Below are 26,213 nucleotides of genomic sequence, written 5' to 3'. Positions count from 1 at the left end.
CGGCAGGGGCCGCCCTTCGTGACACTCGGCTGGCGCCTCGTTCCTCAGGGACCGGTGTGATGCTCGGCTGGCGCCTCGTTCCTCAGGGACCGGTGTGATGCTCGGCGGGCGCCTCGTTCCTCAGGGACCGGTGTGATGCTCGGCTGGCGCCGTTTCTCAGGACGCCAATTTTTCTGCAGCCTGGAGTTCCGAGGCGGGCCGCGACGTAGAATGGCGGCGTGAGCTTTGCCGTCCCGGCCAGGGACTACGCACGTTTCATGGGGCGGTACGCAGAGCCGCTCGCGGAGGTCTTCGCGGAATTCGCCGGGGTGGCCGGCGCCGACAAGGTGCTCGACGTCGGTTGCGGAACGGGCGCACTGGCCGGTCATCTGCGGGCGACGGGTCTCGAGGTGGCGGCGATCGACCCCTCGCCACCGTTCGTGGAGGCGGCCCGCGCGAGCTTCCCGGACGTCGAGGTACGTCTCGGAACGGCGGAGCAATTGCCCTACACCACCGACACTTTCGACGCAGCCCTGGCTCAACTCGTGGTCCACTTCATGACCGATCCCGTCGCCGGAATCACCCAGATGGCGCGGGTGACGCGTCGCGGGGGGATCGTCGCGGCATGCGTATGGGACGGACCGACCGGTGCGTTGGCGCCGTTCTGGGACGCGGTGCATGCCATCGACCCCGACGCTGAAGATGAGGCGCTGCTCTCCGGTGCGCAGAAGGGGCACCTGACCGAGATATTCGATGCCGCCGGCCTGCATGATGTGACAGAGACTTCGATCTCGGTCACGGTCGCCCACCCGACTTTCGGGCAGTGGTGGCAGCCGTACACGTTCGGTGTCGGCCCGGCCGGCGAATACGTGCGACAACTCGACGAAGAGGGACGTGACCGGCTCGAATCGGTGGCTCGCGAACGTCTGGGGGACGGACCGTTCGCGGTGACCGCATGTGCCTGGGCCGCCCGCGGGACGGTGTGACCACGACGTGGACGACTGGCGGGTAGATCGGGTCGGTTCGGCTGTGCAGGGCCGCAACCCGACGGTTCTCGCCGAACTCGACGTCACCTTCGCAGTGATCGGGGATACGCAGTTGTTGCCCGGGTATTCGCTCGCACTCAGCAAGGTGATCGGGGCCGACCGCCTGACGGATCTCGGACGCGCCGACCGGCTGCGATTCCTGGCCGACGTCGATCTGCTCGCCGCTTCCGTAGAGGCCGTGTGCGCATCGAGGGACCACGGTTATCGACGGGTCAATGTGGAGATACTCGGCAACACTCATGCGTTCCTGCACGCCCATGTCTGGCCTCGCTATGACTGGGAGCCCGCCGATCGGGTCGGGATGCCGGTCTGGCTCTACCCGTCGGAGCAGCGGCAGAGCCCGGATGTCGCACTCGGGCCGCAGCACGATGATCTGCGTGCTGCGTTGGCTGCAGAGGTCGACCGGTTGCGGCGATCACCCGATTTCCGCTTCGACGTGTAGACCACGCACGGCGACGGCGTCGGAGATGATCGGCATGGCGCCGATCATCCTCGTGTCAGCTTGCTACCGTTTCAGCGATGCGTGTGGTGGCAGAGCGGCTGAGGTCCCGCCTGCCTCGACGTCTCCGGGTGGCGATCGACCTCGCGGTCGCAACGGTCAAGGATTCCGGCGACGACCGCATCACCGGCCTCGCCAGCGAGATCGCGTTCTGGGTGCTGCTGAGCCTGCCTGCGGTGATGCTCACCGTCGTCTCACTCGCGGGTCTGTTGGACCCGGTGCTGGGATCAGGCGCCCGCGTGCAGTTGGTCGAACGGATCGAAGAGATTGCCGCCCAGATATTTCGGCAACAGACCGTCGACGACGTGATTGCCGCGATGCTGGATCGTCTGCTCATCGAGGGTTCACCGTCGCTGTTCTCGATCTCCTTCGTCGTCGCGGTCTTCTCGGCCAGCCGTATCCTGCGCGTCGTGGTCCTGGCCATCACCATCGCCTATGACCTGGAGGAAGACCGCCCCACGTGGACGGCTCGGGTTCTCGGTCTGTTGTTCTCGGTGGTCGGGCTCGTCATCGGTGTGCTGCTGGTGCCGCTGGTCGTCGCTGGTCCGCAGCTCGGGTACATCGTCGAACGCCGTTGGGGTCTCGAGGCGTTGCCGCTGGGGGAGGTCTGGAGGCTTGCCTATTGGCCGGTGGCCGTTGTGGGGCTCACCCTGACCGTGGCGGCGCTGTTCCATTGGGCGACGCCGCGCCGGACACCTTTCCACCGCGACCTTCCCGGTGCGCTGTTGGCCACCGCGGGCGGCCTGGGGTTCAGTGCGGTCCTGCGCCACTACACCGACACCGCCTTCGGTGGGGACGCCGTGTATGCCCCCGTCGCGGCGCCGCTCGCGATCCTGGTCTGGGTGTGGCTTGTCGCGATCGCCCTGCTGTTTGGGGCCGAGTTGAATGCCGAGATCGAAAAGGCCCATCCCGCCAATGGCTGGCCACCGCCACGCCGTCGTACCGCAGTCGAGATCGGGCGGTCATCATTTCGGCGCGTGCGCCGGGCAGCCGGACGTGGTGCGGATGACGAGACGCCCGACGAGCTTCGCTAGAAGTGTTCTGCTCGGCTACGGCATCCCTTGCGTCACAAGGGCGTCCAGCGCGGCTCGGGCCGCCGGATCACCACTCACCGCGACCGATCCGCCCCGGGTCCATGACCACAGGGCCAGGTCCTCGACCGGTGCACCTGCAGTCGCGGTCGGGTTGCCTCCGGTCGCACGGACGGCTCGGCGGCCCTCGAGTAGTTCGCCCGAGTCGTGCGCCGGAGCGGACCACGAACCGACCTCGACCAACCAGGTCTGTTCGGTGTCGGTGGCGACGAACTCCACCACGCTGTCGGGCTGGTAGCGCGCGCCGGCGGGCATCCAGCCCCACATGACGTCGACGGCATGATCCACGGCGCCGGCCGCCACATCCGTGCCGATCGGGCCCGGCCGCGCGGCGGCGGCCAGCTCTGCATCGACACGGTGCATCGTGGCCTCGTAGGTCTGCATGCGGCGCGTGAACCCCACGGTCTGGTCGGGCGGAAACCACGACCAGCACGGCTCGGAGTCGGCTCGATTCGCCAATTGGTCGATGAGCGCCGACGTCGCCTGCTCACGCAGCGCCAGCATGTCCTCCATCGTGTCCGGGCGCCGGGGTTTGGCCTGCTCGACGGCGCCGAGCTCGGCCGCGTCGAGAATGCCGCGCTCGAGAATGCCGGCCCAGAAGAAGTGGACATTGGTCAGATGCCACAGGAGAGCCGAGGCATTCCAGTCCGGGCAGGTCGGGCAACGAGTCTGCGGATCGATCGCGGACAACACATCGGCCAATCGCTGCGATTCGCGCGCGATGACGGCGAGCCGGTCCATGCGACCATCGTGCCAGAACTGTCAGTCGGAGACGACCGCCCGGCCGTTCGCACCGGCCTTGTCCTCGTCGACGCTGTGTACATCGAGTTCAGTGGTGCCTTCGGGAACCTTTCGTGACGCACCGGTGCGCCCGTGGGTGATGTAGAGGGTCAACCCGACGAAGGTGATACCGCCGACCAGATTGCCCACAACCGTGGGGATCTCGTTCCACATGAGGTAGTCGCCGATGGAGAACTCGCCTCCCAGCATCAACCCGGATGGGAAGAGGAACATGTTGACGATCGAATGTTCGAATCCCATGTAGAAGAACAACATGATCGGCATCCACATCGCGATCACCTTGCCCGGCACCGACGTCGACATCATCGCGGCGACGACTCCGGTGGAGACCATCCAGTTGCAGAGCACACCGCGCACGAAGAGCGTGAGCATTCCCGCGGCGCCGTGCTCGGCATAACCGAGGGTTCGGGCTTCGCCGATCTGGCCCAGCTGTTGTCCCACGGCGTCGGGATCCACGCTGAAGCCGTAGGTGACGATGATCGCCATCATCACCGCAACGGTGAACGCACCCAAGAAGTTGCCGACGAACACCAGGCCGAAGTTGCGCAACATGCTCTTGACCGTCACGCCTCGCCGTCGGTCGATGAGCGCGAGGGGAACCAGGGTGAAGACACCGGTCAACAGGTCGAAGCCCATGAGGTACAGCAGGCAGAAACCTACCGGGAACAACACCGCGCCCAGCAAGGGCTCACCGGTCCGAACCGTGATGGTCACCGCGAACGCTGCGGCCAGAGCGAGTATGGCGCCCGCCATGTAGGCGCGGATCAGGGTGTCGCGCGTGGACATGAACGCCTTGGCCTCGCCCGCATCGACCATTGCGGTCACGAACTCGGCCGGCTTCACATACGACATGAGAGCTCCTCAGGTAGACAGTGAACGCGGGCCAGTCAACCGAGACGACATGTCGTATTTGTGTCATTTGCGGAACCCGCTGTTACGACCTTCTCTCACGCGTGAACGAGTGTGTGAGGCGCAGGCGCCCTACGCGCTCGGACCCAGGGCATCGTCGGAGACGTCCCGCGCCCCGTGTGGATCTTTCAGTTCCACGAAGATCGCATGACTCGGCGTCGAGCCCACATTCTCACCTCGATGGCTCTGTGCATCGAGCCATCGAGCGGTGAACGGCTGGAGTTCTACGTGTGCCTCCCGTCCGTCTGTGGTGAGGCGACGACGAAAGTTCGCCAACGGGATCATCACGCTGTCGGGATGGGTGTGCATGTGGGTTGCATCGCCCGGTTGGTCTCGGTATTCCAGCACCCGGACACGGTCGTTCTCGAAGACGAGGTGATACAGGTCCGGGTCGGTCGCGAGAGGGTCGGTGAGACGACGTGTGGTCATCCCATCCGCGCTGCGCGTGTCGGTCATGGCGGGCTCCTTATATGGGACTGAAGTACCACGATGGGATCAGTGTACCGTGAAGGCATGACTTCGGCCAGACCCGAACAGCCCTCGGGCCACTACGAAACGCGGGGTCGTGTACGTCAGAAGCAGCGGACGCGTGACGCGCTCGTGGCGGCGCTGCATGAGCTCATGGCGCAGGACGGATCACCGTCGATCGAGGAGGTCGCCGAGTCGGCCGGAGTGTCCCGGACCACGGCGTACCGGTACTTTCCCGATCGTGCGGCGTTGATCCGAGCCGCGTATCCACAGATCGACGAGCCGCAGCTGTTCACCGACGACGTACCCGACCGGGTTGAGGACAGGGTGGCGAGGGTTGTGGAGTTCCAGATCGAACTCATCGAGAGGTGGTCGGCGCAGTTGCGCTCCGCCCTCTGGTCGTCACTGCAGCCGGACGCCGCGGGGGCCCCGTTGCGCGCGGGACGGGCGATCGGTTGGTTCGAAGAAGCCCTCCGACCGCAGGTGGGCGAGTGGACCGAGGACCGGATCCGCCGAGTGGCCGTCCGCCTACGCGCGACTGTCGGGATCGAACCGTGGGTGTGGCTGGTCGATGTCGCCGGGCTCGAGCCAGCCGAAGCGAAGGATGTACTGAGGGCCAACGCGACCGCCGTGCTGCGAGCGGCACTCGATGGACGCTGATCCACAGCGGAGCGATGTGGCGGCCGATCCGGGTGGGCCTACCAGATCACCGCCACCCCCGCCGCGGACAGCGACAACACACCGGCGGCGACGAACATCGGACGAGGGACGGCCTCGCCGGTGCGACGTTGTCGCGCGCTGCCCATCCCCAGCACTCCTCCGAGGACCACCAGGATCGCCAGCTTCACGCCGATCTTGACGTAGTCGAGTTCGATGCCGGCCGGCCACGGTGCGGCCAGCACGGCGCCGGTGATCAGCGACAGCAGCAGACCGTAGTCCATCAGACGGGTGAATCGATACTGGCGGGCCGCGGCTTGGGCAGCCCACGCGCCGAACGTCACAGCGAATGCCGCGATGTGCACGAGAACTATGACGTTGCGTAGTACATCCACGCCGCCGAGGATATCCCCGAGAGTCGCACCGCCCCATCCGGGCGTGCCGATGTCGACTACGAACGCAGGGCCACGAGACTAGACTCTCGGTGTCCGGCGCACGCAGGCAGTGCCGAGGGCACCGGAGGTGGGGAACACATGCCCGACATTCCGCGGGACGGCGGCTCAGGCCCGATGACGCGGCGAATCTTCCTGCGGGCGGCCGGAATCGCCGGAGCGTGGGCAGTCACCCCGGGTGCTGCCGCGGCGGCGCCGAGACCGTACGCACCGCCGCGCGACCACGAGCAACCGACTGTTCCCGGCGTCCCTTTCCTGACCTACCGCTCGCCGGCTCTCGCGCCCTTCGTCGACGATCTGCCGCGGCTCCCGGTGATCGCGGCGCCGGAACGGATCGTGGTCGCCACCGCGATGCACCAGTTTCACCGTGACCTGAATCCATCGCCAAGCCTCGGCTTCGGCGGACTGAGTCACCACGGCCCGACGATCGAGACGCAGGCCGGCGAGCAACCGCGGATCACGTTCGTCAACGAGATGGCGTATCACCCGCTGGCCGCCGACGTGGACCCGACGCTGCACGGGGCCTCCGAGCTCGACAGGCGCCGGCCGCCGCTGGTCATCCATCTGCACGGAGCGCCCAATCGGCCTGCCGACGACGGTTATCCGACATCGCCGTTCCGGCCCGGACGGTCGGTGGCCTACCGGTTCGGGAATCCCGACGAGGCCGCACCGCTGTGGTACCACGATCATTCGATGGGCACGACACGGCTCAGTATCTATGCCGGGCTGTCGGCGCACTATCATGTCCGCGACCCCTGGGACACCGGTGCGCGCGACAACCCGCTCGGATTGCCCGCCGAGGAGTACGAGGTTGCACTGACCCTGTGCGACAAGCTTTTCCATCCCGACGGGCACCTCCGCTACGGCAACACCCCGATGGTGGCAGCAGGGCATGCAACGGGCGGTATGGCCGGCGACACGATGGTGGTCAACGGCACGGTCTGGCCGCGTATGTCGGTCGACCGTGGCATCTATCGATTCCGGGTCCTGAGCGCGAGTCAACTCAGCGACTACCGGCTGGCACTGTCCGACGGCGCACCGTTCTGGGTGATCGGGAGTGACGGCGGGCTTCTGGATGCGCCGGTACCGGTTCGCGCGCTGGACATCTCACCCGCCGAGCGCTACGACATCCTGATCGATTTCAGCGACCGGCGTCCCGGCGAGCAGATTCAGATGATCAACACGATGCAGATCTCGTCGGTGGGCCAAGCGATCGGCGCTGCGGTGGTGCGGCCGGTGATGCGGTTTGACGTCGGGCCGCGTCGCGGTGCCCACCGGAGGCTGCCGACTCGTCTCCGTGGGCAACTCGGGTGCCCGCCCGCGCTGCCACGTGTCCGAGGCGATGCGACCCCGAAGATCAGAGTGGCCACGCTCAACGTGACCGTCAATCCGGACAATCCGACGTGGCTGGGTGTTCTCGCGATGAACATCGACAATCTGCCGTTTCACACCACCGAGTTCGCACACCCCGAACAGGGTGCCGTCGAGTACTGGGATCTGGTGAATGCCGATGTGACGATGCAGACCCACGCGATGCATCTGCACCTCGTTCAATTCCGCGTCGTGGGTCGTTGGGACTTCGACAGAGTGCGCTACCTGGCCGACAATCCGCCGCCGGCCTTCGGAACGCGCTGGACTCCCACACCGACGCCGTACGTGACGAGTCGACTGTTCGCCCCGGCACCCTACGAGGTGGGCTGGAAGGACACGGTGCGGTGCCCGCCCGATCAGGTCACTCGGATTCTGGTGCGATGGCCCACGGAGGGTGAACTGGGCTTCGACCCCGACGCGGAGTTCGATGGCCTCGATGGTGAACGCCTGCAAGGCTATGTGTGGCACTGTCATCTGACCGATCATGAGGACAACGAGATGATGCAGCGGATGCGGGTGGTCGCGGCTGGACGGCCCCGGTCACCTCGAGGTGCAGACCCGGGGCGCCGGCCGGACATGAGGCCGCCGGAGCGGGGCCGATCGCATCACTGACATTTTGGGCCCGATCAGTCACAGTCTCGGTGTCCGGCCGGCCGCCACGTCGACGAGTGCGCGCAGATGTACGCCCCGCGCGCGGCGTGCTGCGTTGACCGCGTCGTTGTCGGCCGGAACGAGCACGCGCAGCCCGCTCGGATGGCAGCGAAACCGCAGGGGTGTGATCAGATCGACGGCCTCGCCGTCGATCCCGGCGAACGCGCGGCCGCCGCGGGATCGAACCTCGAAGGAGTCCGTGGTGAACTCGTGCCAGGACGGACTCGAACGGCGGAGTCCGACCGCGGAGAGTGTCATCAGGCGGGCGGCGTCCGCGGCGGTCGTCGCCGACACGGCGACGACGCCGAGGAGGCCGGAATCGAGTTCGGGCCGACTCACCGCCTCCAACGATGCGCTCGTCGCATACGGATTGTTCGAGACCAGGATCAGGAATGCCCCGTCGAGTTCCTCCCCGGTCGGCGTAGTGAACTGGAGGTCGAAGGGCTTCGACGTCCGGCCGATGAGATCGGGGAGCATGCCGACGGCAGTTTGTGCCTTGCCGGCCCGGTAGGACTCCTGCTGCACCATGGTCGCGTACACACCGAGAGAGACATTGTTGACGAACAGTCGGCCGTTGACCGTCGCGTAGTCGAGCCGCCGCTCGGCGGCATCACGAAACGCGCGCAGGTTGTCACGTGGATCGGCGCGGTCGAGTCCGAGGTCGAGTGCGAAGTGGTTGCGGGTACCGGCGCTCACGCAGACGAAGGGCAGGTCGTGTTCGACGGCGACCGACGCGACGAGAGCCTGCGATCCGTCGCCACCGGCCATGCCCAGACAGTCGGCGCCGCGGGCGACGGCGTCGCGTGCGAGTTGTTCGAGATCATCGTCGGGTCCGAGAACGATGACCTCGACACCCATGTCACGGGCTGCGGCGACCAGGCCGAACCGCTCGACCTTGCCGTCGCCCGACTTCGGATTGCAGATCAGCACGGGTGAGGATGGTGGCCGCGGCGCCCGCTCGCGCTCCAGTGCATGCAGATCGGGGACCAGCGCGTACCGGGTGCAAGCCGTCGCGAGTGCGATCAGCGCGATCGTGGTCACGAGCCGGGGGAGCAGCGTCGATGGCTCGGCAAACGAGTTCGCGAAAGACAACGCGACGACGACGAGGCCGACCAGAACGGCAACTGCACCCCCGAGTCGGCGCAGCGCGCGTTCGGTCACCATCCACCACGCGCCCGCGGCCGCGATGCCCAGGCCGGCCAGGCCGAGGAGAATGTGAAAGCCGCTGTGGATCAGGAACATCAAGATGATGACAGCGGATACGGCGACCGCACCGAGCGCCATGATCGCGCTGATCCGACGTGCGGGTGCCGGTGTCGCGGTAGGACGGTCAGACGCCGGATAGGTCTGCGTCACTGTGATTCCAGCGGCTCAGCGTGGTTCGAGCAGAAATGAACGCGCACCCGCCTGCCAGGTCGCACGGAGATCCTCGGCATTCGGCTCCCCGTCGGCGTCGATCCCGATCGTGTTGAACTTCGCGAATTGTTCGTTGCCACGACAGATGACGGCGTAGTGCTCGACGACGCTCGCCTCGTCGGTGAACACCTCGACGTCCGCGGTGCGGCGATCTCCCCGGAACCTGATCTCCACAGGTGTGCCGGTCTGGAGGTTCTTGCCCCAGGCGAACGGGGTGCCGAGCAGGAGTTTCCCCCTGTATTCGGTGTACGCCACAGGTACCGAGAAATGGCGACCGGACTTCCGGCCGACGACATACAGCGTGATCAGACGGGAACCGACTGCGCGGTTGAGCAACGGAGTGGCCAGCATGACGCGAACGACATGGTTGGCCACGTTCTGCAGTTTCATCGTCTGCGCCCGTTGGGATGTGGAGCCGCTCACGCTGTCAGGCTACCCGAGGTCAGACGGCGGTACGGCTGATCTCTCGCGTGGCGCGAGCGGAACTGTGGGCGCAAGGTGGAGATGTCCGTCCGCTGTCCAGATATCCAGGAGATTGTGATGACCGCACCGATCATGCCCAAGTCCGACGCCGCCGAGTTGATCATCGCCGCTCGCACACGACAGGGGCTCTCGTGGGCTGCGATCGCCGAACGGATCGACGCCCCGGTGGTCTGGACGGTGGCGGCACTACTCGGTCAGCATCCGGTCCCGATCGACAAGGCCATGATCGTATGCGAACTGCTCGGACTGGGGGAGGGTGTCGCCGAGAGCCTGGCGCGACAGCCCATGCGGATCGCCGACGACTCGGTGTCGTCGGACCCGACGATCTACCGGTTCCATGAGGCCCTCGCCGTCTACGGTCCGGCCCTCAAGGAACTCATCCACGAGGAGTTCGGCGACGGGATCATGAGCGCGATCAATTTCAAGGTCGACTTCTCCCGCCGCGCCGATCCCGACGGCGACCGGGTCGTGGTCACCTTCGACGGGAAATTCCTCGACTATCGGTGGTAGATCCGAGAGGTCGACGCGCGTCGTTATGTCGTGTCGAACGGGCAGCGCGCCTGACATTTCGTCAGTTGCCTCCGCGAGGCGCCGCGCAGCAGAGTTGGCGTCATGACCATCGGCACACCCACCGACAACTCCGACGCGGCCCCGACCGCTCCGCAGGCCGGCTACGGCGACAAGGTCCTGGCTGTCGAGCCGGGTGGAAACGAGCCGATCCCGCTCGACGCGCGCCATGGCAAACCGCGCGGTCTGTTCTGGACCTGGACCGCGCCGAACCTCGAGTTCGCGACGATCTTCGTCGGTGTGATCTCGGTGCTCTACTTCGGGTTGTCGTTCTGGCAGGCCGTCGCCGCGATGGCGCTCGGCAATCTGTTGGGCGCCATCGCGCACTTCCTGCTCTCCGCCGAGGGGCCGCTGCACGGAGTCCCGCAGATGGTCCTCGGCCGGCTCGCCTTCGGCTACCGGGGCAACGTGCTGCCGGCGACCTTCATGGCGATCATGTGCGGCGTCGGCTGGTTCGCGACCAACAGTGTGAGCGGCGCATTCGCCCTGTCGACTCTCTTCGGCATGACCCCACTGGTCGGACTGATCGTGATCGTCATCGCCCAGACGGCGTTCGCGTTCTTCGGGCACAACCTCGTGCAGCGGTTCGAGCGTCTGGCCGCGCCGGTTCTGGCGGTGGTCTTCGTCATCGGTGCGGTGATCATCTTCAGCAAGTCACACGTCTCCGCACCGTCGGCCGACGGCGGGTTCTCGCTCGCCGGGTTCCTGCTGACCATGGGCGCCGCCTTCGGCTACACGGCCGGCTGGACGCCGTACGCGGCCGACTACACCCGTTACCTGCCGCCGACCGTGTCGAAGCGCCAGACCGGGCTCTTCGCGTCGGCCGGCCTGTTCGTCTCGTGCAGCTTCCTGATGATCGTCGGCGCCGCGTCGGTCACCATCGGCGATCCCACGTCGGACAATCCGACCGAGGCCTTCACCGCGAACTTCCCGTCCGCCGTCGCCGACCTGACCCTGTTGGCGATCGCCGTCGGCGCGGTCGCCGCCAATGCGATCAACGTCTATTCCGGCGCGATGGCGTTCGTGACCATGGGCTTCAAGCTGCACGTCGGACTCCAGCGCGCGCTGGTCTCCGTCTTCTTCGGCGTGGTCGGGTTCCTCGTCGCCTGGTGGGCCCTCGCCGACGCCGCCGCCTCGTATGAGGCGTTCCTGCTGCTGGTCGCCTATTGGATCGGCCCCTGGCTCGGCGTGGTGTTCGCCGACCGGCTGCTTCGCAAGGAACCGCCCTCGCTGGCGATGCTCTACGATCCGCGCTACCGCAACTGGGGTGGGGTCGCCGCCTTCGTCATCGCGCTGGTCGTGTCGGTCCTGCTGTTCTGCAACCAGGAGAGGTTCGTCGGGTACGTGGTACGCGCGGTGCCCGAGCTCGGTGACATCGGAGCGTTCGTCGGATTCGTCATCGCGTTCGTCGGCTATCTGATCCTGGCCCGCCGACGCGTCGAGGAGTCACAGCGCGAGTACCGCTGAGCGCTAGCAGTCGGTCGAGCTCGCCGACTGCGCGCGCAGCGCGCTGATCGCGAGCAGCACCGACGGGTAGGTGCCCGGGTCGGTTGGATCGAAGCCCAGCAGGCCGCGGATCCGCTCGAGTCGCTGATACAGGCTCTGCCTGCCGATGTGCAGCATCCCGGCGGACCGCGTGGCGCTGCAACCGTGACGGAGATGGGTTTCCAGCGTGGTCAGCAGGTGGGCCGACTGGCTGTGGTCATGCGCGGCCAGGGGAGCGATCAGATCCACGAGCTCATCGCGCATCTGCCGATCGAGGGTTCGGGCGGCGGCCTCGGCGACGAGCTCACGGCCGGTGAACACGCGCTGCGAGGTGACCCCATCGCGGATGAGCGTGGTGGCGATCTCGAGACGTTCACCGCTACGGCGAAGTGATCGGGCGATCGCGGCCGACAGTTCGCTGCCGGCCGGCATCGTGTCCAACCGATGTCCGTCGCCGACCACGACGGTCAGCCGTCCGGGTGGTAGGCCGACCCGGAGGATCGACGAGGCCACATCGGCCACCGGATCGTCGGCCGACGTCGACAGCACCAGGGCGTACACGGTGGCGTCGACGGTTGCCTGGACCAGACCGGACAACGACGAACCGGCCCGGGCGAGTGCCGCCTCGGCCATCCTCGGGTCGGGAGCCTCGGCGGCGACCGTGACGAGGCGGGTCGACTGCCCCACGGGGATCCCGGAGCTGACCAGTCGGGCGAACAGATCCGATCGTCGGATCGCCCGGCCTCCGACGATCTCTTCCACGAGCCGGGTGCCGACCGCGGAACCTCGTGTGCCGGAACGGGTGAGTGTCGCCGCGACCGGTCCGGACGCCACCTCGAGCAGGGCGGTGAGGACGCGCGTCGGCAGTGCCGGAGCGGGTGAACCGACGGGGGCCGGGTCTCCGGTGACGGGGGCTTTCGGCATGACCAGGCCGCCGGCGACGAGCCGGGCGATCTCGCGGTCGCGCACCACGATCGGGACCGATGTCGCGGCGGTGTCGACGATGCGCCACGCCGACCGATCGTCGTCCACGCCGTGCGCGGCGAGCAACGCCCCGCCGGAGCCGATCAGCACGATCGGCCGACCGGTCGCCTCGGCGACATGTTCGAGCATGCGGGCGACGCCGCCGGACGCCACGAGGTCGGCGTGCAGCGCCTCGTCGAGCCGTGCGCGCAGTCGCAGCTCGCCCAGTTCACCGGAGACGATGGCGGTGTTGGCGTTGCGGCAGACCTCGATGAACGGCAGGACGCGCCGCAGCTCGATGATCGGCAGCCGGGCGGCGGACCCTTCCCGGACCATCTCCTCCGGGATCGCGTCGAAGGTCCGGCCGACCTCGAACGCGAGGCCGGCGACGCCGCGTTCGGCCAGGTCCCGGACATAGTGGCGCCGGGTGCCCGCGTCCAGCCCGCTGAGCCCGAGGCCGGTGGTGAGCAGCAGCTCACCGCCGGACAGGAGCGGTCCGATCTCGAAGATCTCACTGGAGTGCACCCATCCGACCGGTTCGTCGAGGCGATCGTGCGCGGTCAGCACATGCGGGTCGGCTTCGCGAAGATGGCTTTCGATGACATCACGCAACCGGAGCGAGGTCGCAAAAACAGCAGACATGCCATGACGATATGCACGCCAGAGTCTGCGTGCAGCGCGACGAACTGTCAGTTGTCCGGGCGGTGATGGCGCGGCAGGCTCGTCTCATGACGATCCGTACCGGCGCCGCCTCCGACATCGATCCGGCCGTTCTGCTCGAGACCGCCTACCGTCAGGCCCGTATCGGACTCGACGAAGGCGGCATCCCCATCGGTGCGGCGCTCTTCGCTGCCGACGGCACCCTGCTCGGCGAAGGTCGCAATCGCCGGGTCCAGCACGACGATCCGTCGGTGCACGGGGAAACCGACGCATTCCGGGCTGCCGGACGCCAGCGCGACTACTCCTCGACGATCATGGTGACCACTCTGGCGCCGTGCTGGTACTGCAGCGGGCTGATCCGGCAGTTCGGGATCGGAGCCGTGGTGATCGGGGAGAACCGGACCTTCAGCGGCGGTGAGGAGTGGCTGGCGGAACTCGGTGTCGCCGTGACCCTGGTCGACGACGACCGGTGCGTTGCGATGATGTCTGATTTCATCTCCACCCACCCGACCCTGTGGAATGAGGACATCGGCGTCGCGGACGCCGGCAGCACCCCCGATCACACCGGGAACGCGATTCAGGAGACAGCATGACCGACAGCCCGATCCTCACCGTCGACCTGGAGCAGTGGCGGGCCGGCGGCGCGGCGGCCGATCAGGTCTGCGCCGCGGTTGACGACTCGTTGCAGAAGGCAGGTTTCCTACTGGTGACCGGCCACGGGATCGAGCCCGCGCTGCCTGCGCAGCTGCGGGCGGCGGCACGCGAGTTCTTCGCGATGCCCGCCGAGGTCAAGCAGCAGTACTCCGTCGGCGTGGGTGGGCGCGGATGGATCGGTCCGGGCATGGAGGCCAACGGCTACGCCGAGGGCACCGACACACCGCCCGACCTCAAGGAGACCTACAACTCGGGCGCGCAGACCCCGGTGGGCGTTCCGGAGATCGACGACTACTGGTTCGCGCCCGACGTCTGGCCGGCCGAGACGCCCGGCCTGGCCTCGCTGTTCACCGCCTGGACTGCTCAGGTGAAGGCGCTCTCCGACGATCTGTTGGCGCTGATGTCGGCGTCGCTGGGATTTGCCGGTGACACCAACCCGTTCCGGGGGCTGGCCGGCAACGCGACCTGGACGTCGAACATCAATCACTATCCGCCGATGGCGGTGGTGGGCGAGCCCGAGCCCGGGCAGTTCCGGATCGGGCCGCACACCGACTTCGGGACCGTGACCGTCCTCGACCGTGAACCGGGCGCCGGCGGGTTGCAGGTGTACAGCGCCGAGGGCGGATGGGCCGATGCGCCATACGATCCGGACGCCCTGACCATCAACATCGGTGACCTGCTGGAGTACTGGTCCGGAGGTCGATGGTCGGCCGGGCGACACCGCGTCCTGCCGCCGCAACCGGATGCACCCGAGGAGGATCTGGTGTCACTGATCTTCTTCTACGAGTTGAATCATGATGCCGTGGTGACACCCGTCGGCCCGCCGATCGGCCGTCGCGAGGAACTGCCGCCGGTCACCGCCGGGGACTTCATCAAGGAGCGACTCGACGCCATCACCGTCGGGTGATGTCGGGGGGCGATCGAGCGGCGCAACGGCCCCGTTGATCAAAACCGCGCCGTTCATCAAAACGGCCCGTTGATCACAATGCGCCGTTGATCAAAACGGCTCCGTCGATCAAGTGATCGACGGAGCCGTCCCGTTCCCCGGGGGGTTTGAGGGGTTTCAGGGGACCAGGCCGAAGGGGCTGCCGCCACCGAAGGGCAGTCGAGGCCCGTCGGACTGGCCGCCCGACTCGGGAATCGTCGTCTGTTCCTTGTCGACGGTGCTTCCCAGCTTCACCTGGACCGTCCGCGCGTCATTGCCCGAGCCCACGGTGACCGGCACGGTCTCGCCGGGAGCGTGCGTCAGCACCTGGGCCATCAGATCGGCGTAGTCGCTGATGGGCGTGTCGCCGATCTTGGTGATGACATCGCCCGCTTTGATCCCGGCGTCGGCTGCGGGGCCGCCCTGCTGGACCGACGAGATCTTCGCCCCGGTCACCGCATCGCTGGAGGATGCCAGCGAACCGGACACGCCCAGAACAGGTTTGGTCGCCTGGCCGTCCTGGAGCAGCTCGTTGGCGATGCGCTTGGCCGCATTGATCGGGATGGCGAATCCGAGGCCATAGGCCTGCACGCCGCCGTTTGCGCTCTGCCCGGTGTCGACCGCCGAGTTGACGCCGACGACCTGGCCCTTGAGATTCACCAGCGGGCCGCCGGAGTTGCCCGGGTTGATGGGGGTGTCGGTCTGCAGCCCGTTGTATACGGTGACCCCGGATCCGCTTTCGTCGCCTGCGGTGACGGTGCGCGACAATGCGCTGACGATTCCCGAAGTAACTGTGTTGGAGAGGTTCTCGGGGCTCCCCACGGCGACCACCTGCTCGCCCACCTGCAGTCCGCTCGAGTCGCCGAGTGTCGCGGGGGTGAGCCCGGACGCGCCGTCGAGCTTGATGACGGCGAGATCGTATGACGGCGAGGTGCCGGTGACCTTCGCGTCGTAGGTCTTGCCGTCGCTGGTGGTGACCTGCATGGTGCTGCCGTTGCCGGCCGCGGCCACCACGTGGTTGTTGGTCAACACGTAGCCGTCCGGTGACAACACGATCCCACTGCCGACTGCCGTGCCCTGGCTGCTGGCGACCTTGATGTCAGCGGTCGACTTGGACGCGACCTGGGCGGCATAGGTGACCGACCCGGGCTTCACGTCGGCAGCGTTCGCCGTTGCCGCGGGAGCCGAGTTCAGCACGGGCGCAGCGGAGTTCGAGTCGTTGCGTAGCAGGGCACTGCCGCCGACGCCTACCGCGCCGCCGAGTAGCCCGGCGAGCAGTGCGGTCGCGATGATCGGCTTGGTGACCCCACCGCGCGATCGGGTGGGGGTGGGTGGCGGGTAGGTGCCGACAGGCTGCGCTGCCCACGGCTGATGCGGTGGCATCTGCCCATACTGCGGGTTGAAGGGTTCGGTGACCGGGCCGGTTTCACCGTCGGTCGGCTGAGAATCGTTCACGTCACCACGATGCCGGGCGAGGATGTGAGGAATGCAAGAAACGGGCTACGGGTTTCCTGGCAAGTTCCTGCCGGAAATCTCAGGAAACTCCGATGATCAGCGCAGTAACCGAGGGTCAGCGCAGTAATCGATGATCAGCGCAGTAACAGGGCGACGGCACGATCGACGACGGCGTCGAGATCGTCACCGAGATGGCCGGCCAGCCACTGTTGGGCCAGCTCGGCCATCGCGCCGGTGAACATCGTCGCGCCGACATGACCGGCGAGCGGGTCCGGGCTTCGCCGGGCCGCGCTGGTCTCGGCGAGGACGAGATCCATCAGCAGATCCTGGGTGAGTGCCCGGCGGGCGGCGAGCACCGGGTGGGCGCGGCCTTCGGTGAAGAGCAGCCGTCCTCGTCGTGAGTCCTCGGAACCGAAGCCGAGGACCGCTCGAATCCCCGAGGTGGTGCGGGAGCGGATGGTCGAATCCGCCTCCGCCATCGAGTTCTCGACGACGGTGCCCAGTTCTCGCGCCACGTCGTCGTACAGGGCGCCGAGCACATCGTCGGTGTCGGTGAAACTCTCGTAGAAGTAGCGCGTGTTCAGTCCGCTTTCGCGGCACACCGAGCGGACCGAGAGTGCCGCTGCGCCGCCGACACCGAACAGGGTGAAAGCGGCCTCGAGGAGCAGGCCGCGTCGTTCCGCACGGCGATCGGTCAGCGATACGCCGGCCCATCGGGTGGTGCTGGACATCGGACCAGCGTACGACGGCGAGGGCGATCGTCCAACAAGTCTGGTAACGACTGTGACCAGACTGTAGTCTGGTCACAACCGTGACCACACTGACCGCGAGGACGATTGCGATGTCACTCTCACTGGGTGCCCTGCCAGGCCTGGATGCCGTGCGCCGCCTGGATGTCATGCCATTTCCGTTCCCGTTGCCGCATCAACTCGCCGGGATGTGGCTCAACGACCGCTTCGACGAGAACATCCGGGCAAAGTACTTCCGCGGCATGGAATTCGCCGAACCCGTGGGTGATCCCGGATGGTTCGGTCCCGACAGCGCCACCTGGCATGTGCATTCGCACCTACCCGCCCTGATCTTCGGCCTACAGTGCGCGTCGTACCTGGAACGTCTCGACCCGAGCATCTTCTGGATGGGCGTCGACCACTCGCGCCTGGTCGAGAAGGCCGAGAACGGTGAGCCGACCGGCCGGATCGACCCGGCGGGAGCCGCGGTGCGTCTGGGGCACTCGGTCGCCTTCTTCATCGGCACGGCATACGGCTCGACCGAGACGGCCGAGCGACTGGCGCGGACGGTGCGGGCGATGCACCACACGATCAAGGGCACCCGCCCCGACGGTCTTGCCTACGATGCCGACGATCCGTCGTGGCTGCGCTGGAACTACGCGACCGTGGTGTGGGGGATCGCCACCGCTCACGAGATCTATCACCCGAAGCCGTTGCGGGGTGCCGAACTCGACCGGTACTACGGGGAATTCGTACGCGTCGGCCGTGCACTCGGTGGCACCGACCTACCGGCCACGAAGGCCGACACGCTCACGTGCCTGGCCGAGTACCTCCCGAAACTGGCCCTGACACATGGCAATGCGGTCGCGACGGGACCGAATCTGACCAACGCCGCACAGGCGGCCGTCGACTGGGCGATCCGCGACACGATGCCGGAATGGGCCTGTCAGCTCGTGATGCATCGGCATCCGAACCCGATCGAGCGCCGGGCACGCCGCAGTGTCGTCTGGACGGCGTTGAACGGTCTGCGCACCACGATGGGCGAGCCGGCCGAGTTCGCCGCCGCGCGATCGCGCGTCGCCCAGGGCACGACCGTCGTGCACACGGAGCCGCGCTATGTGCTCGGTACCGATCCGCAGCTCGATCGCGCGGAGGTGGAGGCGGCGCTCTGAGGGCACAGCCGTCGACGTCGAGAAGCTCAACCGCGCACAGCGACCTCGTCGCCGAGGCGGTAACCGGGAGCCAGCGGTAGAACGTCGCCGCTCCAGAACCGGCCCGGATCAAACCAGTTGGAGTCCTTGTCCGCCGAGAGCAGACCCATGTCGCGATAGGTGACGGCCACGACCTCTGCGCAGTACGCGGCCTGCAGCCCGGCATCGTGTTGCCGGCGTTTCGCGCGTCGATCGCGGACGACCCGGTCGAGGTAGGGGATGCCGCGGACGATGTCGACGCTGTTGGGCATCCGGCCGCGGAACCACCGGCCGGCCAGCCGTGCGGTGGCGGGGAACGGGGTGCCGTCGAGCCGCGCGATCGCCTGCAGCAGTCGGTCTTCCTGCGCGGTGGTGACGTCCGGACCGAGTTGCCGCAGCCAGCAGTCCTGACCGTATCGGTTCATCCACTGTTCCACCGCCGCGCGGGCATCGTGGAGCTGCACGCCCCGATGATTGCCGCCGGTCCAGACGTCGGGCAGTTTGTCCCCGAGTTCCGCATGCCACAGCAGAGGAGGGAGGTCGTCGACGGCGACGGTCATCGCGACATGGTTGACCGGCGAGTTGGTCAGGGTCTGGATCGCGCGGTCCGGTCCGGACCTGCCGCGGAACAGCCAGATGTCCCCGGTACGGGTCTCCTCGAGTGCCTCGTCGAGGCGGACGCCACCCGGGCGACCACCGAGCTCGGTTCTGTTGCGCACGTGAGCAGCATAGAGGCGACAGCAACTATCCTCGGGCTCATGCACAGCGCATGGAAATGGGTGGGGTTGGCCGGTGCCGTCGGTGTGGCCGCGAGTGGCGTGCTGATCGCAAGGGATCAGCGTCAGCGCAACTCCTACACCGCCGACGACGTGCGCGAACGCTTGCACAAACGTCATGCCGAAGCGTTGGAGAGGGCCGACGAGGGCGTCGGCGATCATCCGTGAATCCGCTCCGTCCGCTCGACGCGCCGGTGGACGCGGTCGTCGCGTTGCAACGCATCTCCTGGCTGCTGGAGCGAGATCGGCAGAGCACCTATCGGGTCGAGGCATTCCGTCGGGCCGCCCGAGCGGCCGCCGACGTCGGTGCAGAGGAACTCCGGCGACGCGCCGGCGCTCACACCCTCACCGACCTCGACGGCGTCGGCAAGACCACGGCAGCGGTGATCGCGGAGGCGGTTGCGGGTGATCTGCCCGGTTACCTTGCCGACCTGCAGGACGCCGCAATCAACTCGCCGGAGCACGGACTGGGCCTCTATACCGCCATCGTCGGCGATCTACACGCGCATACCGACTGGAGTGACGGCGGAGCGCCGCTGGACGAGATGGCCTCCGCGGCGAACGCTCTCGGACACGAATGGCTGGCGATCACCGATCATTCACCCCGACTGACCGTGGCCAACGGGTTGAGTGCCGAGCGGCTCGCACGACAGATCACCGAGATCGAGACGCTCGACCAGACCCCCGGCCTCGGGTGCCGAATCCTCACGGGGATCGAGGTGGACATCCTCGACGACGGCTCGCTCGACCAGACCGAGGCGATGCTCGACCGCCTCGACGTCGTGACGGCGTCCGTGCATTCCAAGCTGCGGATGGATTCCGGCCCGATGACACGGCGGATGGTCGCAGCGGTCTCCGATCCACGGGTGAACGTTCTCGGGCACTGCACCGGTCGGCGCGTGGTCACCGGCCGCGGCGCACGTCCCCCGTCGAGTTTCGATGCCCGCTCGGTGTTCGAGGCCTGTGCCGAACACGGCACCGCGGTCGAGATCAACTCTCGTCCGGAACGAGTCGACCCGCCGGACGACCTGATCGAGTTGGCCCGCGACATCGGGTGTCTGTTCACCATCGACTCCGACGCGCACGCGCCGGGCCAACTGGACTTCAAAGTGCTCGGCGCGCAACGAGCGGCCGCTCTCGGTATCGAAGCGGACCGGATCGTCACGACCTGGCCGTTGGATCGGGTGCTGGAGTGGACCGGCTCATCGAGTCGGTGACGGCTCTGGCAGGTTGACGACCGACGGCGTTCACGACAACGGTTTCGGCACCGTCAGGGGCCGGCTCCCGTGGCGTGGTGGCACAGACGTCGGATTCTGTGGACACTGGAAGCCACACGGCATACGACGCCGTCCCGCTTTCTCAGGAGGACCCCATGGCGGACTACAACGGACCATTCGGGATCAATCCGGAGGATTTCGACCGATTCGCCCGCGAGGCAACCGAGGGTGTCCGGGACATGGTCGACAAGTTCATGTCCAGCCCGGGCGGCCAGGGTGCGTGGTCGGCGATCTTCTCCGACACCGGGCGACGGACCCGACACGAACCGGAGACCACCGGTGAGACCGGAACCGGGGTGTGGGCGGTCTTCGTCGTGAGCGACGACGGCGGCGCTCGCGTGGAGCAGGTGTATGCCACCGAACTCGATGCGTTGCGGGCCAACAAGCACAACACCGACCCGCGCCGGAAGGTGCGGTTCCTGCCTTACGGGATCACCGTCAGTGCACTCGACGAGGACGATTCCCCAGACGTGGACGAGTGATTCCGCGGGTTCTTCCCCCGGGTATTGCTTTGTCCCCCAACGGCAGTCGGGGGACAAAGCGGGATGCGGGGGAAGAACTGCGACAGCGTCCCGCTACTGCGCGGAACGCAGCGCGGCGCGTCGGTCCTGGGCCTCCCGGAAGCGACGCTTCTGCACCTCGGTCTTCGGCTCGAGCGGCGGCACCGGGTGCGGCCGCCCGTCGTCGTCGGTGGCGACCATCGTGAAATAGCAGCTGTTCGTGTGCCGACGTTCCCCGGTGCGGACATTTTCGGTCTCCACCCGGATCCCGACCTCCATCGACGTCCGGCCGGTGTGGTTCACCGATGCGGAGAGCGTGAGGACCTCGCCCACGCGGATGGGTTCGCGGAAGATGACCCGGTCGACCGACAACGTGACGGCATAGCGCCGCGAGTATCGGCTGGCGCAGGCGTACGCGACCTGATCGAGCAGTTTCAGCAGCGTTCCTCCGTGCACGTTGCCGGTGAAGTTCGCCATGTCCGGTGTCATCAGCAACGACATCGACAGACTGATCCGATCGTCGTCGGTGTCGTCGGCCGGTGAGACCGCGCCCGTGTCGTCGAGGGTCTCCATCCGCAACTCCCATCCGCCTGGCCTGTGCTATCACCCTTTCATCTACCCGCCGGTCATGTCGGATATGTACCGAGATCGGTCACGCGTGCGGCGGTGCCGCCAACCCCTGGGCAAGTCCGACACCGGCACCGACCCCGGCGCCGAGGGCCGTGAACGGTGCGGCGGTCGTCGCCGCCCCGATCGCCGCGCCCACGACGGGGCCGACGACCAGGCCCGCCGGCAGGAAGGGGACGCCGGCCACCAGGCCGGCGACGGCGCCCACCGTGCCGCCGGCGACGGCAAGCGGTGCGCCCACGGTGGCGGTGGCGATGGCAGCACCCGCGGTCGCGCCGCCGACGGTGGCCGCGGCGACGCGGTCAGAACGCGCGGGGTCCAGACCGACCGAATCGCCCGCGGTCGCGATCTGCGCCTCGGCGCCCGCGGCCGCGGTGTTGACCTGCCCGCTCTGCTGTGGTGAGAGCCATTGCGGCGCCGGAGCTTTGACGTCGCCGAAGCGTACGGTGCCGGTGGGCGCGGTGATCGGTCGGACCGGCGCGGTCGGCGCCGGCGCATGAAGCGCACCGACGTCGAGCGGCGGGAGTGGGCGGTGGCGGGGCAGCTCGCGGACACCCGGTCCGACACGGTGATCGCCCTGCCCGGCAGCCGGATGCACGAGACCACCCGGCGCAGGGGGCGTCGGGCTGCTTGCCGCCGACACCATTCCCGCGCCGGCGAACGCGAGTATCGCGGGCACCGATCCCGCAGCGACCCACGTCGCGATGCGCGTTCGGTTGTGCGTGACGTGGCGGTGTCGTCCCTGTGCGCGCGTACCCATCTTCTACCTCCGGATCGTTGGAGAAGAGTTCACTGGCACTGGGGGTTCGGGTGGGAGGTGACCATGGATGGGTCCGGTGAACACGGGTATGCCACGATGACCGCATGATGGTGATCGCCGAGGCTTCCTCGGCCACGGATACCGACGCGATCGTCTCGTTGTTCTGGATCGCCGCTGCCGCCGCGGTGGCGCCGATCGTGTCACGCATCTTCCGCGGTTACGTGCCGGACGTCGTCGTGTTGCTCGTCTTCGGTCTGGCGATCGGTCCCAATGTGCTCGGCTGGGCCACCCAGGACAGTGTGGCGATCCTCAGTGAACTCGGGCTCGGGATGTTGTTCCTGCTCGCCGGTTATGAGCTGGACCCGAAACTGTTGGGCGGCAGGTCCGGGCGGGTGGCCCGACTGACCTGGATAACCGGTTTGGGCATCGCGCTGATCGCGGCGACGTTCGCCATCCCGGACGAGGACTTCGCGGCGCACATCGCGGTCGCGATCGCGTTGACGTCGACGGCCCTCGGCACCTTGCTGCCGATCATCAAACAGGACGGGCTGCTCGACTCACCTCTCGGCAAGTCGGTGATGGCTCACGGCGCGGTCGGGGAGTTGGGTCCGATCCTGGCGATGTCGCTGCTGCTCACCAGCCGCAGCATCGGCGGCGCCGTCGTGGTGCTCGTACTGTTCGGGATCGCGGCCCTGCTGATCGGCGCGGTGCCGCAGCGGCTTCTCGAGCGCATCCCCGGACTGCGCTATGCCGTCTACGACATGAGCGGAGGGACGCTCCAGCTGCCGATCCGTGTGGTCTTCCTGTTGCTGGTGGCGTTGATGACGGTCGCCGCCGTCTTCGATCTCGACGTCGTGCTGGGTGCGTTCGCTGCCGGGCTCATCCTGCAGCGATTGATCGGGCCGGCGAATCACGAGGTCGGCAAGTCACTGGAGGTGATCGGTTTCGGTGTGATGATCCCGATCTTCTTCATCAGCTCCGGCATGGGAATCGACATCTCGGCCGTGCTCAGCACACCGTGGTTGTGGCTGGGCCTCGTCGCGGCGATCGCTGTCGCGCGTGGATTGCCGGTGTGGCTGAGTGAACGGTACATACCGCACGGGACGAATCTGGTGGAGCGGCGGGAGCGGGCTCAACTCGCGCTCTACGCCGCGACAGGCCTGCCGATCATCGTCGCGGTGACCGAGGTGGCCACGTCATCGGATCTGATGTCGGTCGGCCTCGCTTCCACGCTCGTGGCGGCCGGGGCGACGACGGTGCTGGTGTTCCCGCTCGTGGCCCGTCTCATCACGCCCCGAGAACGCGTGCAGCCGTTGCCCCCGACGAGCGGGGGCAACGGCCACAGTTGATCGCGTGTTCGGTGCCACGCCTACGAGGTCAGTGCCTCAGAGGTAGGCGCCACAGGTCGGCCACGCGCCGGGGCCCTGGCTGGCCAGAACGTTCTCGGCGACGCGGATCTGCTCGGCACGCGAGGCGTTGGCCGGGTTGCCGTAGCCGCCGTTGGCCTCCCAGGTGCTCTGCGAGAACTGCAGGCCGCCGTAGTAGCCGTTGCCGGTGTTGGTGGCCCAGTTGCCGCCGCTCTCGCACTGGGCGACTGCGTCCCAGTTGCCTGCCGCGGAAGCGGTGCCGGCGACGGCAGCGAGGGGGGCCAGGGTCAGGGCGCCGACGATGCCGGCACGCACTGCGAGTTTCTTCATGCTCATGGTCTTCGTTCCTCCATTCGCCGCCCCGTATCGGGCTGGGCGGCTGATCTGTGGATCGGTGGCGACCGTACAAGCTGATAACGGAAAGGTCACGCCAGGTCGATGACCTGCGGGATTTTTGTCACGGGTGGATAACAGGCGTGAGATTCCTGTGAATTCCCTGCGCATGGCGCTATGTCGGCGGCAAACCGTCACATGCTGAAAGTGAATTCATGGTGACGAAGAACACACCGAAAGAGTGCGGTCCGTCACAGCATTTCGGGCCGCAGGTGATCCGTTCAGTCCAGATCCGCGCGCAGGCTCTCGTCGCGCGACGCGCGCACCAGCGCGGCGGCCAGCAGGGCAGGTCGGCCGTGGGCCAGGCGGGCCAGTTCGGCCGGGTCGTCGGGCACTCCGACATCGGTCGCGGCGGACCGCGCGCGGCTGTCGAAGTAGGGCGCCACCCAGTCCCACACGTCCTGTACCTCGCGGAGGAACACATCCGCGCCGACCGGGCCGATGCCGGTGAATTCCTGCAGCAAGTCAGCGGCTGTGCTCACGTCCCGGTCCGCCTTCCGTGCCAATCGGCGAAGGTCGCCTCGATAGTCGTCGAGGACCTTCTGACCGGCCTCACCCAGGCGGGTCGCCGTGCTCTCGTCGTACCGGACGTAGTGACCGCGTCCGAGGGCGTCGACGAGGTCCTGCCAGGGTGCCGCGGCCATCTTCTCCGGCGTGCGGTAGCCGGCCGCGAAGAGTTCTCTGGCGGCGGCGACGGCGATGTCGGCGGATATGCGCGCACTCAGCAGCAGTGACAGCACGAGGAGCTGGAACAGGGGCGCGGGGGTGTCCTTGAGCGTGATACCCGCTTCATCGGCATAGGTCTGCCCGGCGCGTTCGACGAGTGTCGACGCGATCCGTTGCTGCTTCGCCATCTCGGTGCCTTTCGTTCAGCTCTTCTCGCGTGCCGCCTCGCGACGGCGTTCGCGATTGTCTTCGCGGCGCCGTCGGGCGCGTTCCCGGGACCCATAGGTGGCATTCAAGATGTCGTCATAGCTGTCGGCACTGGAGCCGACCGCGCCGGCGACGACGCCCATCGACGTTGCCAGCCATGCCAGGTCCAGGTAATTGCCGATCGAGGCGGCCGCCAAACCCAGCTGCTCCGACAGATATCCGGAGTCGATGACGGCGAATGCAGTGCACGAAGTCGCCACGAACAGTCCGGCATAGAGAACCACTGCGTTGAGCAGCACGGTTGTCGTCGTCGCCGCGTTGTATAACCGAGCGCGTGGTGCGGGGAGTTCACCCCGTTCCCATAGGCGGTTGTTCACGATCAGCCACACAGTCATGACGACCATCGACAGGATGGACAATCCGGCGAGCCGCCAGGCGCTCAGGACGTTGGCCATGACCCAGATCGAGGAATAGAAGACACCGAAGCTCGCGGTGGCGGCGGCGCCCGCCATCAGGCCCGTGAGTGTTGGAATCAGCCGCCACGGCCGGTTGCCGCGGACCATGCCCGCGACCACCCGTATTCGGCTGAGGCCCGGTGGGCCGGACAGGTACTCGGTGTCGGTGTGCTCGCCCGGCCGCCACTGTGTGCGCCGGGTTCTGTTCGTCGCGTCCGGGTGGCGAAGTCGAACGATCGAATCCACGATGACCGGGACCAGCCGATTCCACGAACCGAGCCCGAGCGCCGGCAGTGACACGATCACGGCGCCGCGCCGGCGGTCGATCTCGGCGGTCGTCGCACGGCGATCGCGCATGCGAGGAAACTCGGTGACGACGACGAACAGCGACGCGTCGTCGCCCCCGGTCAGGTCCGGCTCGAGCAGGCCGCCGTCCGGATTCAGTGGGACCGCCTCGATGTCGACCGTCACGGAGACGACACCGGCATCCTCGCGCAGACGTGAATCGAGGCGGTCGTGGACCTTCTCGACCGCGGATGCCGGTGCGCCGGGATCGACGATGATCCGGACCGCCGGACCCCCGGTGGGTGGCCTGTCGCGATCGTTGCGCCGGGACCGGCCACGTTCGTCGTCGTGAAGCACCATCAATCGAGAACTACTAGAACATGGAGTTGCCTGCAATCGACCTGGAGGTGCGTCTCGGAAATGGGTGACCCCGATACGGGTCACCCATTC

At 67.3% G+C, this 26,213-nt stretch carries 29 protein-coding genes; 14 read left to right on the top strand and 15 right to left on the bottom strand.

All coding sequences use genetic code 11. The annotated features are described in order from the left end of the window. The first annotated feature begins 218 nt into the window (after positions 1 to 218). From AC4AMJ_RS12105 to AC4AMJ_RS12095, 3 genes are all read left to right on the top strand, one after another. Positions 219 to 965: a class I SAM-dependent methyltransferase gene (locus AC4AMJ_RS12105; RefSeq protein WP_489918154.1), complete on the top strand. Its 747-nt coding sequence runs from the start codon at positions 219 to 221 to the stop codon at positions 963 to 965. Between the two features lie 7 nt (positions 966 to 972). Then, a complete protein-coding gene (locus tag AC4AMJ_RS12100) occupies positions 973 to 1,467 on the top strand; it encodes an HIT family protein (RefSeq protein ID WP_489918153.1) in 495 nt (164 codons plus the stop codon). A 77-nt stretch (positions 1,468 to 1,544) separates the two neighbouring features. Then, entirely contained in the window at positions 1,545 to 2,558 is a 1,014-nt protein-coding gene (locus AC4AMJ_RS12095; protein WP_489918152.1) for a YihY/virulence factor BrkB family protein, read from the top strand. Between the two features lie 15 nt (positions 2,559 to 2,573). Here AC4AMJ_RS12095 and AC4AMJ_RS12090 read toward each other — a convergent pair whose 3' ends face one another. From AC4AMJ_RS12090 to AC4AMJ_RS12080, 3 genes are all read right to left on the bottom strand, one after another. Further along, positions 2,574 to 3,356: a maleylpyruvate isomerase family mycothiol-dependent enzyme gene (locus AC4AMJ_RS12090; RefSeq protein ID WP_489918151.1), complete on the bottom strand. Its 783-nt coding sequence runs from the start codon at positions 3,354 to 3,356 to the stop codon at positions 2,574 to 2,576. A gap of 21 nt (positions 3,357 to 3,377) precedes the next feature. Then, the gene (locus AC4AMJ_RS12085) at positions 3,378 to 4,268 is read right to left on the bottom strand and encodes a formate/nitrite transporter family protein (RefSeq protein WP_489918150.1); all 891 of its coding nucleotides are present in this window, start codon (positions 4,266 to 4,268) and stop codon (positions 3,378 to 3,380) included. A gap of 129 nt (positions 4,269 to 4,397) precedes the next feature. Continuing rightward, positions 4,398 to 4,781: a cytoplasmic protein gene (locus AC4AMJ_RS12080; RefSeq protein ID WP_489896480.1), complete on the bottom strand. Its 384-nt coding sequence runs from the start codon at positions 4,779 to 4,781 to the stop codon at positions 4,398 to 4,400. A gap of 57 nt (positions 4,782 to 4,838) precedes the next feature. Here AC4AMJ_RS12080 and AC4AMJ_RS12075 point away from each other — a divergent pair, with 57 nt between their 5' ends. Next, a complete protein-coding gene (locus tag AC4AMJ_RS12075) occupies positions 4,839 to 5,453 on the top strand; it encodes a TetR/AcrR family transcriptional regulator (protein ID WP_489918149.1) in 615 nt (204 codons plus the stop codon). Between the two features lie 38 nt (positions 5,454 to 5,491). Here AC4AMJ_RS12075 and AC4AMJ_RS12070 read toward each other — a convergent pair whose 3' ends face one another. Further along, positions 5,492 to 5,845, bottom strand: coding sequence for a Fe-S protein (locus tag AC4AMJ_RS12070; protein ID WP_489896478.1), 354 nt, complete (start codon positions 5,843 to 5,845; stop codon positions 5,492 to 5,494). Positions 5,846 to 5,983: 138 nt separating this feature from the next. On the opposite strand from AC4AMJ_RS12070, the gene AC4AMJ_RS12065 reads away from it, so the two are divergent. Continuing rightward, on the top strand, positions 5,984 to 7,885 hold the full coding sequence (locus tag AC4AMJ_RS12065) for a multicopper oxidase family protein (protein WP_489918148.1): 1,902 nt from the start codon (positions 5,984 to 5,986) through the stop codon (positions 7,883 to 7,885). Positions 7,886 to 7,903: 18 nt separating this feature from the next. Here AC4AMJ_RS12065 and AC4AMJ_RS12060 read toward each other — a convergent pair whose 3' ends face one another. Beyond that, complete coding sequence (locus AC4AMJ_RS12060; RefSeq protein ID WP_489896476.1) at positions 7,904 to 9,280, bottom strand: diacylglycerol/lipid kinase family protein; 1,377 nt, start codon at positions 9,278 to 9,280, stop codon at positions 7,904 to 7,906. A 15-nt stretch (positions 9,281 to 9,295) separates the two neighbouring features. Beyond that, the gene (locus AC4AMJ_RS12055) at positions 9,296 to 9,763 is read right to left on the bottom strand and encodes a PNPOx family protein (RefSeq protein ID WP_489918147.1); all 468 of its coding nucleotides are present in this window, start codon (positions 9,761 to 9,763) and stop codon (positions 9,296 to 9,298) included. 117 nt (positions 9,764 to 9,880) lie between these two features. Here AC4AMJ_RS12055 and cynS point away from each other — a divergent pair, with 117 nt between their 5' ends. Continuing rightward, the gene (cynS, locus tag AC4AMJ_RS12050) at positions 9,881 to 10,333 is read left to right on the top strand and encodes a cyanase (RefSeq protein ID WP_489896474.1); all 453 of its coding nucleotides are present in this window, start codon (positions 9,881 to 9,883) and stop codon (positions 10,331 to 10,333) included. A gap of 102 nt (positions 10,334 to 10,435) precedes the next feature. Then, the gene (locus AC4AMJ_RS12045) at positions 10,436 to 11,857 is read left to right on the top strand and encodes a purine-cytosine permease family protein (protein ID WP_489918146.1); all 1,422 of its coding nucleotides are present in this window, start codon (positions 10,436 to 10,438) and stop codon (positions 11,855 to 11,857) included. A gap of 3 nt (positions 11,858 to 11,860) precedes the next feature. Here AC4AMJ_RS12045 and AC4AMJ_RS12040 read toward each other — a convergent pair whose 3' ends face one another. Further along, a complete protein-coding gene (locus AC4AMJ_RS12040; RefSeq protein WP_489918145.1) occupies positions 11,861 to 13,480 on the bottom strand; it encodes a PucR family transcriptional regulator in 1,620 nt (539 codons plus the stop codon). Positions 13,481 to 13,566: 86 nt separating this feature from the next. On the opposite strand from AC4AMJ_RS12040, the gene AC4AMJ_RS12035 reads away from it, so the two are divergent. Both AC4AMJ_RS12035 and AC4AMJ_RS12030 read left to right on the top strand, forming a co-directional pair. Beyond that, positions 13,567 to 14,091: a nucleoside deaminase gene (locus AC4AMJ_RS12035; protein WP_489896471.1), complete on the top strand. Its 525-nt coding sequence runs from the start codon at positions 13,567 to 13,569 to the stop codon at positions 14,089 to 14,091. Further along, positions 14,088 to 15,059 carry an isopenicillin N synthase family dioxygenase gene (locus AC4AMJ_RS12030; protein WP_489918144.1) on the top strand — a complete coding sequence of 324 codons (972 nt, stop codon included), beginning with the start codon at positions 14,088 to 14,090 and terminating at the stop codon, positions 15,057 to 15,059. Before AC4AMJ_RS12035 ends, AC4AMJ_RS12030 begins: the two co-directional genes overlap by 4 nt. Before the next feature lie 156 nt (positions 15,060 to 15,215). On the opposite strand, the gene AC4AMJ_RS12025 is transcribed toward AC4AMJ_RS12030, so the two are convergent. Together AC4AMJ_RS12025 and AC4AMJ_RS12020 are read right to left on the bottom strand one after the other, a co-directional pair. Continuing rightward, positions 15,216 to 16,532, bottom strand: coding sequence for a S1C family serine protease (locus AC4AMJ_RS12025; protein ID WP_489896469.1), 1,317 nt, complete (start codon positions 16,530 to 16,532; stop codon positions 15,216 to 15,218). A 134-nt stretch (positions 16,533 to 16,666) separates the two neighbouring features. After that, positions 16,667 to 17,263, bottom strand: a complete 597-nt coding sequence (locus AC4AMJ_RS12020; RefSeq protein WP_489896468.1) for a TetR/AcrR family transcriptional regulator — start codon at positions 17,261 to 17,263, stop codon at positions 16,667 to 16,669. A gap of 110 nt (positions 17,264 to 17,373) precedes the next feature. On the opposite strand from AC4AMJ_RS12020, the gene AC4AMJ_RS12015 reads away from it, so the two are divergent. Then, the gene (locus AC4AMJ_RS12015; protein WP_489918143.1) at positions 17,374 to 18,432 is read left to right on the top strand and encodes an oxygenase MpaB family protein; all 1,059 of its coding nucleotides are present in this window, start codon (positions 17,374 to 17,376) and stop codon (positions 18,430 to 18,432) included. Positions 18,433 to 18,458: 26 nt separating this feature from the next. On the opposite strand, the gene AC4AMJ_RS12010 is transcribed toward AC4AMJ_RS12015, so the two are convergent. Continuing rightward, positions 18,459 to 19,169 (bottom strand): guanylate cyclase, encoded by a 711-nt coding sequence (locus tag AC4AMJ_RS12010; protein ID WP_489918142.1) that lies wholly within the window; start codon positions 19,167 to 19,169, stop codon positions 18,459 to 18,461. 39 nt (positions 19,170 to 19,208) lie between these two features. Between AC4AMJ_RS12010 and AC4AMJ_RS12005 the strand changes: the two genes are divergently transcribed. The 3 genes from AC4AMJ_RS12005 to AC4AMJ_RS11995 all read left to right on the top strand — a co-directional run bounded on the left by AC4AMJ_RS12005 (position 19,209) and on the right by AC4AMJ_RS11995 (position 20,985). After that, positions 19,209 to 19,394 (top strand): YtxH domain-containing protein, encoded by a 186-nt coding sequence (locus tag AC4AMJ_RS12005; RefSeq protein WP_489896465.1) that lies wholly within the window; start codon positions 19,209 to 19,211, stop codon positions 19,392 to 19,394. Then, complete coding sequence (locus AC4AMJ_RS12000; RefSeq protein WP_489918141.1) at positions 19,391 to 20,443, top strand: PHP domain-containing protein; 1,053 nt, start codon at positions 19,391 to 19,393, stop codon at positions 20,441 to 20,443. The genes AC4AMJ_RS12005 and AC4AMJ_RS12000 overlap by 4 nt, the downstream gene beginning before the upstream one ends. 155 nt (positions 20,444 to 20,598) lie before the next feature. Then, a complete protein-coding gene (locus AC4AMJ_RS11995) occupies positions 20,599 to 20,985 on the top strand; it encodes a hypothetical protein (RefSeq protein WP_489918140.1) in 387 nt (128 codons plus the stop codon). A 93-nt stretch (positions 20,986 to 21,078) separates the two neighbouring features. Here the strand turns inward: AC4AMJ_RS11995 and AC4AMJ_RS11990 are convergent, their stop codons facing one another. Both AC4AMJ_RS11990 and AC4AMJ_RS11985 read right to left on the bottom strand, forming a co-directional pair. Then, the gene (locus tag AC4AMJ_RS11990; RefSeq protein ID WP_489896462.1) at positions 21,079 to 21,576 is read right to left on the bottom strand and encodes an acyl-CoA thioesterase; all 498 of its coding nucleotides are present in this window, start codon (positions 21,574 to 21,576) and stop codon (positions 21,079 to 21,081) included. 79 nt (positions 21,577 to 21,655) lie between these two features. Then, positions 21,656 to 22,390, bottom strand: coding sequence for a hypothetical protein (locus tag AC4AMJ_RS11985; RefSeq protein WP_489918139.1), 735 nt, complete (start codon positions 22,388 to 22,390; stop codon positions 21,656 to 21,658). A 107-nt stretch (positions 22,391 to 22,497) separates the two neighbouring features. Between AC4AMJ_RS11985 and AC4AMJ_RS11980 the strand changes: the two genes are divergently transcribed. After that, positions 22,498 to 23,739, top strand: a complete 1,242-nt coding sequence (locus tag AC4AMJ_RS11980) for a cation:proton antiporter (RefSeq protein ID WP_489900971.1) — start codon at positions 22,498 to 22,500, stop codon at positions 23,737 to 23,739. Between the two features lie 36 nt (positions 23,740 to 23,775). On the opposite strand, the gene AC4AMJ_RS11975 is transcribed toward AC4AMJ_RS11980, so the two are convergent. The 3 genes from AC4AMJ_RS11975 to AC4AMJ_RS11965 form a co-directional block, all read right to left on the bottom strand. Further along, positions 23,776 to 24,093, bottom strand: a complete 318-nt coding sequence (locus AC4AMJ_RS11975) for a transglycosylase family protein (RefSeq protein WP_489896460.1) — start codon at positions 24,091 to 24,093, stop codon at positions 23,776 to 23,778. 278 nt (positions 24,094 to 24,371) lie between these two features. Continuing rightward, complete coding sequence (locus tag AC4AMJ_RS11970) at positions 24,372 to 25,004, bottom strand: HhH-GDP family DNA glycosylase (RefSeq protein WP_489918138.1); 633 nt, start codon at positions 25,002 to 25,004, stop codon at positions 24,372 to 24,374. 15 nt (positions 25,005 to 25,019) lie between these two features. Next, the gene (locus AC4AMJ_RS11965; protein ID WP_489918137.1) at positions 25,020 to 26,123 is read right to left on the bottom strand and encodes a hypothetical protein; all 1,104 of its coding nucleotides are present in this window, start codon (positions 26,121 to 26,123) and stop codon (positions 25,020 to 25,022) included. Between the last annotated feature and the right edge of the window lie 90 nt (positions 26,124 to 26,213).

This window comes from Gordonia sp. LMA484 (assembly GCF_058129505.1).
Note: the sequence above shows the minus strand (reverse complement) of the source record. Positions and strands in the feature narration are given on the sequence as shown.

Coding starts and splice junctions, on each gene's coding strand:
- AC4AMJ_RS12095 (WP_489918152.1), top strand. CDS start 1,545: ATGCGTGTGGTGGCAGAGCGGCTGAGGTCCCGCCTGCCTCGACGTCTC.
- AC4AMJ_RS12090 (WP_489918151.1), bottom strand. CDS start 3,356: ATGGACCGGCTCGCCGTCATCGCGCGCGAATCGCAGCGATTGGCCGAT.
- AC4AMJ_RS12085 (WP_489918150.1), bottom strand. CDS start 4,268: ATGTCGTATGTGAAGCCGGCCGAGTTCGTGACCGCAATGGTCGATGCG.
- AC4AMJ_RS12080 (WP_489896480.1), bottom strand. CDS start 4,781: ATGACCGACACGCGCAGCGCGGATGGGATGACCACACGTCGTCTCACC.
- AC4AMJ_RS12075 (WP_489918149.1), top strand. CDS start 4,839: ATGACTTCGGCCAGACCCGAACAGCCCTCGGGCCACTACGAAACGCGG.
- AC4AMJ_RS12065 (WP_489918148.1), top strand. CDS start 5,984: ATGCCCGACATTCCGCGGGACGGCGGCTCAGGCCCGATGACGCGGCGA.
- cynS (WP_489896474.1), top strand. CDS start 9,881: ATGACCGCACCGATCATGCCCAAGTCCGACGCCGCCGAGTTGATCATC.
- AC4AMJ_RS12045 (WP_489918146.1), top strand. CDS start 10,436: ATGACCATCGGCACACCCACCGACAACTCCGACGCGGCCCCGACCGCT.
- AC4AMJ_RS12040 (WP_489918145.1), bottom strand. CDS start 13,480: ATGTCTGCTGTTTTTGCGACCTCGCTCCGGTTGCGTGATGTCATCGAA.
- AC4AMJ_RS12035 (WP_489896471.1), top strand. CDS start 13,567: ATGACGATCCGTACCGGCGCCGCCTCCGACATCGATCCGGCCGTTCTG.
- AC4AMJ_RS12030 (WP_489918144.1), top strand. CDS start 14,088: ATGACCGACAGCCCGATCCTCACCGTCGACCTGGAGCAGTGGCGGGCC.
- AC4AMJ_RS12020 (WP_489896468.1), bottom strand. CDS start 17,263: ATGTCCAGCACCACCCGATGGGCCGGCGTATCGCTGACCGATCGCCGT.
- AC4AMJ_RS12015 (WP_489918143.1), top strand. CDS start 17,374: ATGTCACTCTCACTGGGTGCCCTGCCAGGCCTGGATGCCGTGCGCCGC.
- AC4AMJ_RS12005 (WP_489896465.1), top strand. CDS start 19,209: ATGCACAGCGCATGGAAATGGGTGGGGTTGGCCGGTGCCGTCGGTGTG.
- AC4AMJ_RS11995 (WP_489918140.1), top strand. CDS start 20,599: ATGGCGGACTACAACGGACCATTCGGGATCAATCCGGAGGATTTCGAC.
- AC4AMJ_RS11990 (WP_489896462.1), bottom strand. CDS start 21,576: ATGGAGACCCTCGACGACACGGGCGCGGTCTCACCGGCCGACGACACC.
- AC4AMJ_RS11985 (WP_489918139.1), bottom strand. CDS start 22,390: ATGGGTACGCGCGCACAGGGACGACACCGCCACGTCACGCACAACCGA.
- AC4AMJ_RS11980 (WP_489900971.1), top strand. CDS start 22,498: ATGGTGATCGCCGAGGCTTCCTCGGCCACGGATACCGACGCGATCGTC.
- AC4AMJ_RS11975 (WP_489896460.1), bottom strand. CDS start 24,093: ATGAGCATGAAGAAACTCGCAGTGCGTGCCGGCATCGTCGGCGCCCTG.
- AC4AMJ_RS11970 (WP_489918138.1), bottom strand. CDS start 25,004: ATGGCGAAGCAGCAACGGATCGCGTCGACACTCGTCGAACGCGCCGGG.
- AC4AMJ_RS11965 (WP_489918137.1), bottom strand. CDS start 26,123: ATGGTGCTTCACGACGACGAACGTGGCCGGTCCCGGCGCAACGATCGC.